The 14216-nt window shown below is 41.4% G+C and carries 17 protein-coding genes; 16 read left to right on the top strand and 1 reads right to left on the bottom strand.

All coding sequences use genetic code 11. From position 1 onward, the window contains the following. The first annotated feature begins 129 nt into the window (after positions 1 to 129). From ACFPA1_RS14660 to ACFPA1_RS14630, 7 genes are all read left to right on the top strand, one after another. Positions 130 to 594: a YpiF family protein gene (locus ACFPA1_RS14660; RefSeq protein ID WP_213145038.1), complete on the top strand. Its 465-nt coding sequence runs from the start codon at positions 130 to 132 to the stop codon at positions 592 to 594. 140 nt (positions 595 to 734) lie between these two features. Continuing rightward, positions 735 to 1238 (top strand): ubiquinol-cytochrome c reductase iron-sulfur subunit, encoded by a 504-nt coding sequence (locus ACFPA1_RS14655; RefSeq protein WP_213145039.1) that lies wholly within the window; start codon positions 735 to 737, stop codon positions 1236 to 1238. Positions 1239 to 1241: 3 nt separating this feature from the next. Further along, on the top strand, positions 1242 to 1916 hold the full coding sequence (qcrB, locus tag ACFPA1_RS14650; protein WP_213120374.1) for a menaquinol-cytochrome c reductase cytochrome b subunit: 675 nt from the start codon (positions 1242 to 1244) through the stop codon (positions 1914 to 1916). 62 nt (positions 1917 to 1978) lie between these two features. Beyond that, positions 1979 to 2755 carry a menaquinol-cytochrome c reductase cytochrome b/c subunit gene (locus ACFPA1_RS14645; protein WP_213145040.1) on the top strand — a complete coding sequence of 259 codons (777 nt, stop codon included), beginning with the start codon at positions 1979 to 1981 and terminating at the stop codon, positions 2753 to 2755. Positions 2756 to 2843: 88 nt separating this feature from the next. Then, on the top strand, positions 2844 to 3437 hold the full coding sequence (locus ACFPA1_RS14640) for a DUF1405 domain-containing protein (RefSeq protein WP_213145041.1): 594 nt from the start codon (positions 2844 to 2846) through the stop codon (positions 3435 to 3437). 78 nt (positions 3438 to 3515) lie between these two features. Next, positions 3516 to 4310, top strand: a complete 795-nt coding sequence (gene ypjB, locus ACFPA1_RS14635) for a sporulation protein YpjB (RefSeq protein ID WP_241114049.1) — start codon at positions 3516 to 3518, stop codon at positions 4308 to 4310. A 61-nt stretch (positions 4311 to 4371) separates the two neighbouring features. Then, positions 4372 to 5049 carry a zinc metallopeptidase gene (locus tag ACFPA1_RS14630; RefSeq protein WP_213145042.1) on the top strand — a complete coding sequence of 226 codons (678 nt, stop codon included), beginning with the start codon at positions 4372 to 4374 and terminating at the stop codon, positions 5047 to 5049. 34 nt (positions 5050 to 5083) lie between these two features. On the opposite strand, the gene ACFPA1_RS14625 is transcribed toward ACFPA1_RS14630, so the two are convergent. Then, complete coding sequence (locus ACFPA1_RS14625; protein ID WP_213145043.1) at positions 5084 to 5956, bottom strand: YitT family protein; 873 nt, start codon at positions 5954 to 5956, stop codon at positions 5084 to 5086. A 218-nt stretch (positions 5957 to 6174) separates the two neighbouring features. Here ACFPA1_RS14625 and ACFPA1_RS14620 point away from each other — a divergent pair, with 218 nt between their 5' ends. The 9 genes from ACFPA1_RS14620 (at position 6175) to panD (ending at position 13690) form a co-directional block, all read left to right on the top strand. Further along, complete coding sequence (locus tag ACFPA1_RS14620) at positions 6175 to 6501, top strand: nucleotide pyrophosphohydrolase (protein ID WP_213145310.1); 327 nt, start codon at positions 6175 to 6177, stop codon at positions 6499 to 6501. Between the two features lie 5 nt (positions 6502 to 6506). Further along, entirely contained in the window at positions 6507 to 7310 is an 804-nt protein-coding gene (gene dapB / locus ACFPA1_RS14615) for a 4-hydroxy-tetrahydrodipicolinate reductase (protein WP_213145311.1), read from the top strand. 23 nt (positions 7311 to 7333) lie between these two features. Then, entirely contained in the window at positions 7334 to 8041 is a 708-nt protein-coding gene (gene bshB1, locus ACFPA1_RS14610) for a bacillithiol biosynthesis deacetylase BshB1 (protein WP_378583922.1), read from the top strand. Between the two features lie 3 nt (positions 8042 to 8044). Beyond that, entirely contained in the window at positions 8045 to 9172 is a 1128-nt protein-coding gene (bshA, locus tag ACFPA1_RS14605; RefSeq protein ID WP_213145045.1) for an N-acetyl-alpha-D-glucosaminyl L-malate synthase BshA, read from the top strand. A 12-nt stretch (positions 9173 to 9184) separates the two neighbouring features. Beyond that, positions 9185 to 10399, top strand: a complete 1215-nt coding sequence (locus ACFPA1_RS14600) for a CCA tRNA nucleotidyltransferase (protein ID WP_213145046.1) — start codon at positions 9185 to 9187, stop codon at positions 10397 to 10399. Continuing rightward, positions 10369 to 11346 carry a biotin--[acetyl-CoA-carboxylase] ligase gene (locus ACFPA1_RS14595; protein WP_213145047.1) on the top strand — a complete coding sequence of 326 codons (978 nt, stop codon included), beginning with the start codon at positions 10369 to 10371 and terminating at the stop codon, positions 11344 to 11346. Before ACFPA1_RS14600 ends, ACFPA1_RS14595 begins: the two co-directional genes overlap by 31 nt. A 249-nt stretch (positions 11347 to 11595) precedes the next feature. Then, positions 11596 to 12432 (top strand): 3-methyl-2-oxobutanoate hydroxymethyltransferase, encoded by an 837-nt coding sequence (panB, locus tag ACFPA1_RS14590; protein ID WP_213145048.1) that lies wholly within the window; start codon positions 11596 to 11598, stop codon positions 12430 to 12432. Next, positions 12429 to 13277 (top strand): pantoate--beta-alanine ligase, encoded by an 849-nt coding sequence (gene panC / locus ACFPA1_RS14585; RefSeq protein WP_213145049.1) that lies wholly within the window; start codon positions 12429 to 12431, stop codon positions 13275 to 13277. The genes panB and panC overlap by 4 nt, the downstream gene beginning before the upstream one ends. Before the next feature lie 29 nt (positions 13278 to 13306). After that, positions 13307 to 13690 carry an aspartate 1-decarboxylase gene (panD, locus tag ACFPA1_RS14580; protein WP_213145050.1) on the top strand — a complete coding sequence of 128 codons (384 nt, stop codon included), beginning with the start codon at positions 13307 to 13309 and terminating at the stop codon, positions 13688 to 13690. Positions 13691 to 14216: the final 526 nt, after the last annotated feature.

Raw genomic sequence — 14216 nt, 5'->3', positions numbered from 1 at the left:
TTTTTTTAATCTAGCTGCAGCTTTTTTATGTTATTTTAAACAAATTTTTTTAGAAGTTTTATTTTCTTTTAAAGTTTTAGGAAATAATGATAATATAGGGGGAGATGAATAAAGGTTGGTGTAACATAGATGAAATGGATATCCCAAGAGGTTGAGACCTACTTAAATGCGAAGGAGTACGTCGATACCGCTGTTGTACCGTTATATTCGGTAGCCATTGGCGGGGAGATGAAAGAATCAGCAGAAGCTGCCGAATTTATTGGCCTGTTGACTACTCATCTCGAAAGACAATTTACAGGAAGAATTTTGCTATTCCCGCCATTTACATATTTAAAAAATGATTCAGGCGAAAAAGTTTTAGGCGAATTAAAGAATTGGGAGGTGAACATATTAGAGGCTGAATTTAAACATGTATTTTATATTACCTCGGATATCGAATGGAGAACACGTGAAAACGAACTTGATGGTGCTGTTATCTGGGTTCCCTCGATACCTCTCGAACAGATGAATGATTCGCAAAAATTAAAAATGATGGACAGCCAAGTAAAGCAGCTTTTAATACTTTTTACACAAAAGTGGCATCAAAAAGCGTAAAAACTATGCATAAACCTTATTTTAAAACAGTATTGATATTGACCTTACTCAGAAGTTGATATATCATTGTTATGTCCTAGTTTTATATGTGTTTAATTAATGTCCGCTGGACTTACTTCGTGAATAGAGGGGGGATAATCATGAGTAAAGAGCGCGTTTCTAGACGTCAATTCTTAAGCTACACATTAACAGGTGTAGGCGGTTTCATGGCTGCCGGCATGTTAATGCCAATGGTAAGATTTGCAGTTGACCCAGTGTTAAAAGCCGAAGCTGGCGGTGATTTCATCGCAACTCCAAAAAAAGTGTCAGAACTTACTGACGAACCGGTTCGTGTAGACTTCACATTCAAGCAGAAAGATGCTTGGTATGAGTCAGAAGTAACCGAATCTGCGTGGGTTTACAAGGACGGAGATAAGATTATTGCACTGTCGCCAGTATGTAAACATTTGGGCTGTACCGTTAACTGGAATTCTGACAAGGAACATCCGGAACAATTCTTCTGTCCGTGCCACTACGGCCGTTACACGAAGGATGGAACCAACATACCAGGTACACCACCACTTCACCCGCTAGATGTATATCCATACAAGGAAAAAGACGGTTTCCTATACTTAGGAAAAGCAAAACCACGGAAGGAGGCGTAATCATTGTTAAACAAAATTTACGATTGGGTAGATGAACGTTTAGATATTACGCCTATGTGGCGCGATATCGCAGACCATGAAGTGCCAGAGCATGTTAACCCTGCCCATCATTTTTCTGCGTTTGTCTATTGCTTTGGCGGTCTGACATTTTTCGTTACTGTAATTCAAATTCTTTCCGGTATGTTTTTAACCATGTATTATGTGCCGGACATCAAAAACGCATGGGAATCTGTTTTTTATCTGCAAAACCAGGTAGCGTTCGGTCAAATTGTCCGTGGAATGCACCACTGGGGAGCAAGCTTAGTATTAGTTATGATGTTTTTACATACGCTTCGGGTCTTTTTCCAAGGAGCCTATAAAAAACCTCGTGAATTAAACTGGATTGTCGGAGTACTGATTTTCTTCGTCATGCTTGGCTTAGGTTTTACAGGCTACCTTTTACCTTGGGATATGAAGGCATTGTTTGCAACTAAGGTAGGTTTGCAAATTGCTGAAGCGACGCCGTTTATCGGTTCCTATGTTAAGATTCTGTTATCCGGACATGAAACCATTGTCGGTGCGCAGACATTAACCCGTTTCTTTGCGATTCATGTATTCTTCCTGCCTGGAGTATTATTCGGTTTAATGGCAGCACACTTTGTCATGATTCGCAGACAAGGTATTTCTGGACCGCTATGATTCAAATTCTAATCTAAACTAGAAAGTTATCATATTACGATGAAAAAGGAGGGGATTGCTCAATGCATCGCGGTAAAGGTATGAAGTTTGTCGGTGATTCACGTGTAGTTGCACCTGAATCACGAAAACCGAAACTTCCTAAAGATTATTCAGAATACCCTGGCAAAACTGAAGCGTTCTGGCCTAACTTCCTTTTGAAAGAATGGATGATAGGTGCAGTTTTCCTTGTTGGCTTTTTATGTTTAACCGTTGCTCATCCGGCTCCGCTTGAAAGGATTGCGGACCCGACGGATACAGGTTATATTCCATTACCAGACTGGTATTTCTTATTCTTGTACCAATTGTTAAAGTATACTTACGCATCTGGGCCCTATACGGTTATTGGTGCAATGATTATCCCAGGACTTGCTTTTGGAGGATTATTATTGGCTCCATTCCTTGATAATGGACCGGAACGCCGTGCAAGTAAGCGTCCAATTGCAACAGGAGCTATGTTATTGGCATTAGCTGCAACTGTGTTTTTAACTTGGCAATCAGTAGCTACACATGACTGGAAAGCTGCAGAACGTCAAGGGAAAATCGTTGAAAAAGTCGATATTGATAAGTCTGCAGAAGGATATCAAATCGCTAAAGATAACACGTGTTTAACATGTCACGGCGAAAATCTTCAAGGCGGTGCCGGTGCACCAACCTTGATCGGTACAGGTTTAAAACCTGAAGAAATTGCTAAGATTGCAAAAGAAGGTAAAGGCGGCAAAATGCCTCCAGGTATCTTTAAAGGTGATGACGAACAGCTGAAAAAGCTATCTGAATTTATCTCTGGTCTTGGCGCAAAATAATGCTGTACTATAAAAGCTGACGGGATTACGTCAGCTTTTTTGTATATTCAGTAACAAGCTAAAAACGAATAATGGAAGGGGAGTCGTTGTGCGCTGGATTTACCCTCTTTTGGCCAATCGGTCGATTCTTAAATTGCTATTAATTGTCAATATAGTAGGAACAATCTATGGGTATTATTGGTATGGATGGCAGTTGGAGAATACCCCGGCTATATTTTTAATTTTTGTACCGGACAGTCCCACTGCAAGTCTCTTTTTTGTCTTTGTTCTTATTGCCTTTTTATTGAGAAAAAATTGGCCGCTGATGGAAGCACTGGCGATTGTCACACTTTTTAAATATGGAATTTGGGCTGTCGTGATGAATATCCTTGTTTTTGTTGTTCAAGGGGAATTGGATCCAGTCGGTTTTATGTTGATTTTCTCTCATTTTGCCATGGCAGTCCAAGGACTGTTATTCGCACCGTTTTATCGTCTTAAACTATGGCATCTAGTAGTGACTGCAATTTGGACACTGCATAACGATATCATCGATTATGTTTTCTTTATGCTGCCAAGCTATCAAATGCTTGACCGCTATATCCCGCAAATCGGCTACTTTACGTTTTGGCTGTCTATTCTTTCCATTGGAATTGCCTATTACCTCTGTATCCGCCAAAAAAGTTTTAAACTTGAAATTAAATAATTCAATACTGTAAATTATGGTCTAACCTTGTCCACCCTTTCATACATTTTATTAGTAACGAAAAGGGGGACAAGGTTAGTGAATATAAAGAAGTTCCTGTTATTAGCAATTATATGTTTACTAATGCCGATATCAGTATATGCGGAAGGACAATCCCCGATGGAGCGGCTTGATGACATTTCCGATGAAGCTCTTCAAATGGTCAAGTTTCATAGATATGATGACGCCAGGAAGTTGCTTGATTATTTTTCTGATCAGTTTAAAGGTGTGACAGTCACCGGACAGCCATTAACAATGGATGAGGTTCGTATCATTAACACTTCCCATGACGAAGCAATGGAAGCGGCAGTAAGTCCAGATATGAAACATGAGGAACGTATTAATAAGTTGACGAAATTCAGGCTGGTTATGGATGCGATTGCCACAAGTCATCAGCCCCTATGGACGGAGATGGAAGGTCCAATCATGACAGCGTTCCATCAAGCCAGGGAAGCGGCTGTGAACGGTAATTCTGCGAACTTTCATGCAAGTTTTAATACGTTTTTATCTCTCTATAACGTCATTTACCCAAGTATGAAAATTGATGTTCCTGTGGAAAATATACAAAGATTAGATGCACGTATCAAATTTATTGATGAATATCGCTCTCAAGTTTTAACTGATTCACAAGGCCGGGTAGAGCTAGATAAACTTGATACAGACCTGCAGAATTTATTTGCCAATATAGAGGATGATGAGGCCGATCCTTCCCTTTGGTGGGTGATCATTTCAACAGGGAGTATTATCATTGCGACATTATCTTATGTCGGCTGGAGAAAGTACCAAGGGGAAAAGGATGTTAGAAAAGACCGGTCCAGAGAGCATAAAGATTGACGCCTCTAATCCCTTTTACTAAAATGTAAATCATCATAGAGCTCTCTTAGGAGGTTTCATCATGTATTTGCTATATTTTGCTTTCATCATTCTGATTCCTTTATGGGCACAGTGGAAAGTAAAAAGTACATTTACAAAATATTCTAGAGTTTCTACCTCAACATATCGTAGAGGTGCAGAAGTGGCGAGGGAAATATTGAATGCCAACGGTTTATATAATGTTGCCGTAGAAGAAGGCCGTGGATTTTTAAGCGATCATTATGACCCAAGAAGCAAAACCGTTCGTTTGTCACCAGAAAATTACCACGGACATTCCATTGCAGCGGCAGCAGTTGCGGCTCACGAATGCGGACATGCCATTCAGGATGCTCAAGGATATGCATTTTTGCGGTTTCGCCATGCCTTAGTTCCAGTTGCAAACCTTGGTTCAAATGCCTCGTGGATTCTTATCATGATCGGCATATTTGCCCATCTGTCAGGAATGCTGCTGTTAGGAATTATTTGTATGGCAGCGGCTGTACTTTTTCAAATTGTAACTCTTCCTGTTGAATTTAACGCCTCAAGCCGGGCGATGAACCAAATTGCCTCACTTAGATTGGTCGGCAGCGGTGAGGAAAGGGAGGCCCGCAAGGTTTTAAACGCGGCAGCCCTTACGTATGTAGCAGCGGCAGCAGTTGCCGTTCTGGAATTACTTAGATTAGTATTAATTTTTACTGGGATGAATCGAAGTGAAGATTAATCAGAAAAGGCTGACTCGTTCCCGAGTCAGCCTTTTAGTCTGTTATCGGCATTTTATTTTCATCCAGCGTAAAGCCTTCCCCGTGGACATCATGGACGATAGAAATGGAGATAAATGCATACGGATCGACTGAAGTAATCAGATTTTTCAAACGCATAATTTCATTCTTAGCGACCACACAATATAGGACGTCCCGTTCATTTTTTGTATAGGAACCGAAACCTTTTAGAGCTGTAACACCGCGTTCCATCTCCTCCATAATTTTAGCGGCAATTTCTTCGTTTTTTTCGGAAATAATCATCGCGCCTCTTGCTGAGTAGGCACCTTCTTGAATAAAGTCAATTACCCTGGCCCCAACAAAAACGGCAACCAAGGTATACATCGCCTGTTTGTAATTCAAATAGGTGATTAAGGAGAGAGTGATGACACAGGCATCAAACAGAAACATCGTTTTGCCCATGTTCCAGCCAAAGTATTTTTGGACTAGCCGGGCAATAATATCAACGCCACCAGTTGTGCCGCCATACCTGAAGATGATCCCTAATCCGATACCGGCAAAAACTCCAGCAAACAGGGCAGCAAGCGTTAAATCATGATTTAATGGCATGTCAATCGCGTTGCGTTGAATAATCCATAGAAAGACGGACACACTGACTGTCCCAATTAGTGTGTAAAAAAAGGCATTACGACCAAGCATCTTCCATCCTATAAAAAATAGCGGGATATTTAAAATCAGGTTGGTATACGACGGATCCCATTTCCAAAGGAAAAATAACAAAAGCGTGATCCCCGTAAACCCGCCTTCCGCCAGTTTGTTCTGCATATTAAAATGAACTAGTCCAAATGAAAATATCGCTGCCCCAAGCAGGATAAATAATATATTTTTTATTTTAAGGCTAAATATCATATCCTTCCTCCTCATCCATATTTTTCTTCCTAATGGCGGATTTAATTATATCGAATAATTTATTGTTGGGCAATCTGGCCAGCGAATTCTAATCATTCCGGTGAAAACATTTGTAAATCAGCCATAATTTAGCTAACATAAAATAGTGAGCAGGAGCATGCCTGCCTGAAAAATAACAGCATCGTTTGGAGTGATAAGGTTTGGCTGATGGGAAGACAATGAAAGAACTTCAAGAAGAAGTTGATGCATATATAAGTCAATTTAAAGAAGGATATTTTAGTCCTTTGGCAATGCTCGCAAGAATGACAGAGGAGCTAGGTGAACTGGCACGGGAAATCAACCATTATTACGGCGAGAAACCGAAGAAATCAACAGAAAGCGAGAAAGCTGTTGATGAGGAGCTTGGCGACCTTTTGTTTGTGTTAATTTGTCTTGCCAATTCCTTAAACATTGATTTGGAAAAAGCGCATGATTATGTGATGAACAAGTTTAATACACGGGATAAGGATCGTTGGACAAGAAAAAATCAGGAAAATATGGAGTGAGAAAAATGGAGCAGATTAATATAATAATCGCAGGTCCTAGAGGCCGAATGGGCAGTGAAGCAGTAAAGCTTGCGGCAATAACTGAACACTTTAACCTAGTGGCTGTCCTTGACCATAAATATGATGGAATGATGCTTAGCGACATTGAGGGGTTTCAATCGATACATAACGTTCCCATTTATACCGATATTGAAAAGTGTCTACAAAATGTTCAGGCAGATGTACTAATCGACTTAACAACGCCAGAGTTTGGCATGCTGCACGCCAAAACAGCACTTAGCTATAATGTACGGCCTGTAGTAGGTACGACTGGTTTTTCAAAAGAAAATCTGGAAGAATTAGAGCGCCTTTGCAAGGAAAAGGAACTAGGCTGTATTATCGCTCCAAATTTTGCTATAGGAGCGGTGCTAATGATGAAATTTTCGCAGCTTGCGGCAAAATATTTTCGTGATGTTGAAATTATTGAATTGCATCATGATAAAAAGCTAGATGCCCCGTCCGGTACAGCAGTAAAAACGGCTGAAATGATATCGGCTGTCAGGGAAGCGAAAAAACAAGGTCATGAAAATGAAAAAGAAACTATAACAGGAGCACGCGGTGCTGAATTTGACGGGATGCATATCCATTCTGTCCGCTTGCCTGGGCTGATTGCCCATCAGCAGGTATTATTCGGTTCAGACGGACAAACCTTAACCATCCGCCATGATTCCTATAACCGTGAATCATTTATGTCCGGTGTAAAGGTCGCTGTTGAAACGGTTATGAAACATAACAGCTTTGTGTACGGGCTGGAAAATATTTTGGACTAAAATAATCAAAGTTGGTGAAGGACATGCAAGGTAAATCACTTGATATTCTTGCATTTGGGGCCCATGCCGATGACGTCGAAATCGGTATGGCAGGAACAATTGCAAAATTAACAGGAGAAGGGTATCGGGTTGGGATATGTGATTTAACGGATGCGGATCTTTCCTCTAACGGAAATGCGGCACTAAGGAAAGCGGAAGCGGCTAAGGCTGCAGATGTTTTAGGGGTCTCATACCGGACCTCACTTGGGTTTCCTGATAGAGGGTTATATTTAAAGGATGAATACATACGAAAGATAGCGGATATCATTCGTCAACATAAGCCGAAACTCGTGTTTGCTCCTTTTTTGGAAGATCGTCATCCGGATCATGGGAATTGTGCCCGTCTCGTCGAAGAGGCGGTTTTTTCGGCGGGAATAAAAAAATATGAAACAGAATCTAGCGAGCCCCATCGGGTAAATAGATTATATTTTTATATGATAAATGGCTTTCACAAGCCGGACTTTACTGTCGACATTTCCATGTCCATGGAGAAAAAGATAGCGGCATTACAATCCTATAAAAGCCAGTTCGACCGGACAGATACAAGCTACGACACACCTCTTGTCAATGGTTATATTGAAACCGTCGAGGCAAGAGAAAGAATGTTTGGGAAGCTGGTCAATGTTACATATGCGGAAGGCTTTAAAACAAAGGTTCCTATTCTATTGAATCGTGATTTGCTGGGAGATTAACGTATGAAAAAATTAAAAATTGGCATTACCTGTTATCCGACTGTCGGAGGTTCCGGGGTTGTCGCGACAGAATTGGGAAAACTCCTGGCGGAGAAGGGGCATGAGATTCACTTCATAACATCAAGCATCCCATTTCGGCTGAACAAAATCTATCATAACATCTATTATCATCAGGTAGAAGTAAACCAATATTCGGTTTTTCAATTTCCACCCTATGACATCGCTCTCGCCAGTAAGATGGCAGAAGTGGCCAATCGAGAGAAACTGGACCTGCTACATGTCCATTATGCTATCCCGCATGCGGTGTGCGCTATTTTGGCTAAGCAAATGGCAGGTAGGGATATAAAAATAGTCACCACCCTGCACGGTACTGACATCACCGTGCTTGGGTATGATCCGTCCCTCACAGATGCAATAAAATTTGGCATTGAAAAGTCAGATGCGGTGACGGCTGTTTCAAGTGCATTAGTCCAGCAGACATATGAGGTCATCAATCCCGACAAGCAAATTGAAACAGTATATAACTTTATTGATGACCGAGTTTATCAAAAAACAGATTCAAACCATTTAAGAGCTGAATTTGGGATAAGGGAAGATGAAAAGGTCATTATCCATGTATCCAATTTCCGCGGCGTCAAGCGCGTCCAGGATGTGGTTAAAACATTTGCCAATATTTCCGCCGTAATGCCGGCGAAGTTGTTACTAGTCGGGGATGGACCCGAAATGACCATCGTTTGCAAGCTAGTCAGACAGCTTGGATTAGAGGATCAAGTCATTTTCCTAGGAAAACAAGAAAACCTCGAAGAGTTATATTCCATCAGTGACTTGATGCTCCTATTGTCGGAAAAGGAAAGCTTCGGTCTTGTTGCCCTAGAGGCAATGGCCTGCGGAGTGCCGGTGATTGGAACCAATGTAGGAGGCATCCCTGAGGTTATTGAGGACGGAAAAACGGGCTATACTTGTAACGTCGGTGATATTGGGGATATTTCTGATAAAGCAATTCGTTTATTGAATGATGGAGCTCTTCATCAGCAATTTTCACAGCAGTCAGAAGTAACAGTCAAAACGAAATTTAAAGCAGAGCAAATTGTCGAGCAATACGAAATGCTTTATTTTAAGCTGCTGAAATAAGGTGAGATAAATATGAAAGAACCCTTTTTATCGGCTGTTCCAGTCATCAAAAGGCTTGAGTCCGCCGGATATGAAGCCTATTTTGTGGGCGGATCGGTTAGGGATTATTTACTTGGAAATAAAATTAGCGATGTCGACATTGCGACGTCAGCCACACCTGATGAAGTGAAAGCCATTTTTCCTAAAACTGTTGATATCGGTATTCAACATGGAACGGTTCTTGTCCTGTTAAAAAACAATTCTTATGAAATTACCACCTTTCGGACCGAAGGAGAATATCAGGATTTTCGGAGGCCTAAGGAGGTTTCCTTTATTCGCAATCTTAACGAAGATCTGATGCGCAGGGATTTTACCATGAATGCCATCGCAATGGATGCAAATGGCAGCATTATTGACCCTTTTGACGGCCAAACAGCCATTAAGGAAAGGGTTATTCGAACTGTAGGAAGCCCGGAGGAACGGTTTCGCGAAGACGCCCTAAGAATGATGAGAGCGGTACGCTTTGTCAGCCAGCTCTCTTTTCATATTGCAGGTGAAACATTACTAGCTTTAAAAAAGGATGCGCACCTGCTCGATAAAATTGCTGTTGAGAGGAAGAGAGCCGAGTTTGAAAAGCTGCTCTCTGGCGACAATCGAAAAAAAGCTTTCAGGATTTTGCTTGAAACGCAGGTTTTTGAATATTTACCTGGGCTCAAGAACCAGGAATTGAAAATTGAAAAATTACTTTCTTATCTATGTGATTCGTTAAATAAGAAAGAAATGTGGGCATTGCTTCTTTATTGTCTAGAACTTAATCAACAAGATAGCGAGGCTTTTCTTCGAAATTGGCGACTTCCTGTAAAGGAAATGAAAGAAATTCAGGACATCTTGCTATATGCCAAACAAAGACTTATAAAAGATTGGTCCCGGTACGATTTGTATACAGCTGGCAGCGAGACAATTCAATCCGCAGAAAAGCTTTATCTTGTTTTAAAAGGCATAAATGATTATGACTCTGTAAAGTATTGGTTAAACACTTACGACCATCTGCCTATCAAGCAGCGGTCTGAACTGGCTGTGACCGGAAGCGACATAATGGCTTGGCGGGAACAGGCAGGTGGCCCATGGCTGAAAGAGCTGCTAACTAGAATAGAACATGCAGTTTTGCAAGATGAAGTTGTAAACGAAAAAGAAAAGATAAAGGAGTGGCTGAAAGCGTGCAGTCAGAAATCAGAAAAAAATTGCTAGATTCCTTTACCAACGCTGGTGAATCCTATTTATCCGGCCAATTTCTTGCTGAATTAATTGGCTGCTCGCGAACGGCAGTCTGGAAGCATATAGAGGAATTAAGAAAAGAAGGCTTTGAACTTGAGGCGGTCAGGAAAAAAGGTTATCGAATTATCAAAACACCTGAAAAAATTACTGCCGATGAAATTAGACTTGGTTTGACTACAGAGTTTATTGGGAAAAACATCCATTACGAAGAAACCGTAGAATCAACCCAAAAGATTGCCCACAGATTATCTTCTGAAAATGTGCCAGAGGGAACAGTTGTAATAGCAGAGGAACAAATTTCCGGCAGGGGAAGAATGAATCGCCCGTGGCATTCACCAAAATATACAGGGATTTGGATGAGCCTTATCCTCCGTCCTAATATTCCATTGACAAAGGCGCCACAGTTAACGCTTTTAACAGCCGTGGCTATTGTCCAGGCAATCGAAGAAGTGACAGGCCTTAATCCGGAAATAAAATGGCCAAATGATATTTTGCTGAATGGGAAAAAAATAACCGGCATTTTGACTGAAATGCAGGCAGAGGCTGATCAGATTCATTCCATCATCATTGGGATGGGCTTGAACGTCAATCAGACAAAGGATGATTTCCCACCTGAATTGCAAAATATTGCAAGCTCTTTGTTGATTGAAAAAGGAGATGCACTTTCACGGGCCAGCATCATAAGAAGTATTTTTACCCATTTTGAAAAATTATATTTGCTCTTCCTCGAAAAAGGTTTTTACCCAATTAAACTGCTATGGGAAGGCTATGCCATAAGTATTGGGAAAATGATCAAAGCTAGAACCTTGACAGGTGTCATTGAAGGAAAAGCCCTTGGGATTACCGATGAAGGCGTTTTAAAGATTGAAGATGCATCCGGTGTGATTCACCATGTTTATTCCGCTGATATAGAACTATAGTCCTAACATTTCATTCTGTACGGAATGGATAATATTTGCTATAATTTTTTATGGGCAGTATCCTGAAGGAACTGCACCTTGGAAGTCTATAAAACTAAAAGGTATCTGCCTAGATCCGTCAAACGGACCGGGACAGAGGGATGGAACAAGAAGTAAAGTAACGAAAATCCTTCTGCCTTCAGAAGGATTTTTTTATTTAGCTTCTTATTTGTTTTATCACCTCTCCCCTAATTTAAGGAGGGAATAAGGATGAAGCAAACGACAGATTTTCTGAAGATGAAAGAAAAGAATGAAAAAATTGTAATGTTAACGGCTTATGATTATCCTTCGGCAAAGCAGGCGGAACAGGGTGGCGTAGATATGATTCTCGTCGGTGACTCTCTCGGAATGGTGGTTCTTGGTTATGATTCTACTATCCCTGTCACATTGAATGACATGATCCACCATACAAAAGCTGTCAAGCGCGGGGCTAAAGAAACATTCATTGTTGTGGACATGCCATTTTTAACCTACCATTTATCGGTCAGGGATACATTAGTGAATGCAGGCAGATTGATTCAGGAAACCGGAGCACATGCTGTTAAGCTTGAAGGGGCGGATGAAGTCATCGAACATATTGCTGCCCTGACGCGGGCGGGAATTCCAGTGTGTGCCCATCTTGGCTTAACACCGCAGTCAGTCGGTGTATTAGGCGGCTACAAGGTTCAAGGCAAAGATGCAGATGCGGCAAAAAAGTTAATTGAAGACGCTAAAAAATGTGAAGATGCAGGAGCATTCGCGCTCGTCTTGGAATGTGTTCCAAAGCAGTTAGCGGAGCAAGTAACAAAAGCATTGTCTATTCCGGTAATTGGCATCGGTGCAGGAATTGATGTCGATGGCCAGGTGCTTGTCTATCATGATATTCTTGGCTACGGTGTTGAACGGGTTCCTAAATTCGTCAAACAGTACCATTCTGTAAGTCCATTTATGATTGAATCGATTCAAGCGTATGCCCAGGATGTGAAAAACAAACAGTTCCCTGAAGATAAGCACAGCTACACCATGAAGGAAGAGCAATTGCTCGTTTTATATGGAGGTAAAGAATGAAGGTTATTACAACCATAAAAGAGATGCAGACTGAAATAAAACAACAAAAAAGTGAGGGTAAATCGATTGGCTTTGTCCCAACGATGGGATATCTTCACGAAGGGCATCTCACTCTTATAAAGCAGGCCCGACAGGAAAATGATATTGTGGTCTTAAGTATCTTTGTCAACCCATTGCAATTTGGACCAACAGAGGACTTTTCCACATATCCTCGCGATTTTGAGCGAGACCGGGCGCTGGCCGAATGTGAACATGTCGACTACATTTTCCACCCAACAGTCAAGGAAATGTATCCAACTGAACCATCGGTGAAAGTCATTGTCCAGGCTCGGACCGATGTGTTATGCGGGAAATCGCGCCCTGGTCATTTTGATGGGGTCGCTACAGTTGTGTCTAAGCTTTTCCATATTGTCATGCCGACAAGGGCTTATTTTGGCAAAAAAGATGCGCAGCAGGTGGCGGTCATTGAAGGATTAGTTTCCGACCTCAATTTTCCACTAGAAGTAGTGGCGGTGGATATTGTCCGCGAAGAAGATGGGCTGGCCAAAAGCTCTCGTAATGTCAATTTGCTGCCCGAAGAAAGAAAGCAGGCAGTTGTTTTGTATAAAAGCCTGCAGGAAGCAAAAAGGGCAATTGATCAAGGCGAACGGAACCCTAACAGTTTAATCATTTTAATGAACGAAATGATTATGAGCAATTCGTCTGGGGTAGTCGACTATGCGGAGATTTATTCCTATCCTCAGTTAAAACCACTGGAAAAATTAGAGGGTAAGATAATCATAGCGCTTGCTGTAAAATTTACAAAGGTTCGTTTAATTGATAATCTCATTCTGGATATAGAGTAGACACTTGAATAGAGGAGGAACCACATTTTATGTTTCGCCACATGATGAACGGAAAAATCCATCGAGCAACAGTCACAGAAGCGAATTTAAACTATGTTGGCAGTATTACAATAGATGAAGATTTATTAGACGCAGTTGGCATGGTGCCAAACGAAAAGGTGCAAATTGTCAATAACAATAACGGAGCTCGTCTTGAAACCTATATCATCCCGGGTGAAAGAGGATCTGGTGTTGTCTGCTTAAATGGGGCAGCCGCCCGCCTCGTACAGCCTGGAGATATTGTGATTATCATTTCCTATGCTCTTGTGGCAGAAGACAAAGTCCCTTACCATAAACCAAAAGTAGCGATTATGGACGAACTTAACCGGATAAAAGAACTTATTCATGCCGAACCGGCCCATACAATTATGTAAAAAACGTCCCCTTTATTTGGGGACCAGATTGTCGAGAAAGAATATTTTTCTCGGCAATTTTTTTCTATTTATTGATTGTCTCTGCTACCGGGCCTGTTGATTTCCGCTACGGGCACTCGCTTTCCGCGGGGAGGTCCTGAAGCCTCCTCGGCGCTTTAGCGCCTGCGGGGTCTCCAGTGACCTCTATATCCCGCAGGAGTCGAGTGCCCTCCACTCCAATCAACAGGGAGGCAATACTACCATTGCAACACAATATCTTCGGTCGCATATGCGATAGCTCCGAGGAGGCTCCCCGGCACGCCCGCGGAAAGCGAAGCGCCTGGAGCGCCAATCAACAGCCTTGTTGAAAATTATTTTAATTAAAAAAGGTGAAACGTTAAAGATAATAAATAAAAGACTATCGAAATTTTTTTGACAGACTGGCCCCCCTTTTATGGGGGGATTTTTCTTTTGAATGAGACTTTATTATAATAAATAGCGAATATATTAATTGTTTTCATTTTTTATTTTTTTATGTTACCGTTTA

Origin of the sequence: Neobacillus sp. GCM10023253 (genome assembly GCF_042653105.1) — a bacterium.
Taxonomy (GTDB): domain Bacteria; phylum Bacillota; class Bacilli; order Bacillales; family Cytobacillaceae; genus Neobacillus; species Neobacillus citreus.
Note: the sequence above shows the minus strand (reverse complement) of the source record. Positions and strands in the feature narration are given on the sequence as shown.

Excerpts from the sequence above, each read along its gene's own strand:
- panC (WP_213145049.1), top strand. The coding sequence starts at position 12,429 with ATGAAGGTTATTACAACCATAAAAGAGATGCAGACTGAAATAAAACAA.
- ACFPA1_RS14630 (WP_213145042.1), top strand. The coding sequence starts at position 4,372 with ATGTATTTGCTATATTTTGCTTTCATCATTCTGATTCCTTTATGGGCA.
- ACFPA1_RS14655 (WP_213145039.1), top strand. The coding sequence starts at position 735 with ATGAGTAAAGAGCGCGTTTCTAGACGTCAATTCTTAAGCTACACATTA.
- bshA (WP_213145045.1), top strand. The coding sequence starts at position 8,045 with ATGAAAAAATTAAAAATTGGCATTACCTGTTATCCGACTGTCGGAGGT.
- dapB (WP_213145311.1), top strand. The coding sequence starts at position 6,507 with ATGGAGCAGATTAATATAATAATCGCAGGTCCTAGAGGCCGAATGGGC.
- bshB1 (WP_378583922.1), top strand. The coding sequence starts at position 7,334 with ATGCAAGGTAAATCACTTGATATTCTTGCATTTGGGGCCCATGCCGAT.
- ACFPA1_RS14620 (WP_213145310.1), top strand. The coding sequence starts at position 6,175 with ATGAAAGAACTTCAAGAAGAAGTTGATGCATATATAAGTCAATTTAAA.
- panB (WP_213145048.1), top strand. The coding sequence starts at position 11,596 with ATGAAGCAAACGACAGATTTTCTGAAGATGAAAGAAAAGAATGAAAAA.
- ACFPA1_RS14600 (WP_213145046.1), top strand. The coding sequence starts at position 9,185 with ATGAAAGAACCCTTTTTATCGGCTGTTCCAGTCATCAAAAGGCTTGAG.
- ACFPA1_RS14625 (WP_213145043.1), bottom strand. The coding sequence starts at position 5,956 with ATGATATTTAGCCTTAAAATAAAAAATATATTATTTATCCTGCTTGGG.
- panD (WP_213145050.1), top strand. The coding sequence starts at position 13,307 with ATGTTTCGCCACATGATGAACGGAAAAATCCATCGAGCAACAGTCACA.
- ACFPA1_RS14645 (WP_213145040.1), top strand. The coding sequence starts at position 1,979 with ATGCATCGCGGTAAAGGTATGAAGTTTGTCGGTGATTCACGTGTAGTT.
- ACFPA1_RS14660 (WP_213145038.1), top strand. The coding sequence starts at position 130 with ATGAAATGGATATCCCAAGAGGTTGAGACCTACTTAAATGCGAAGGAG.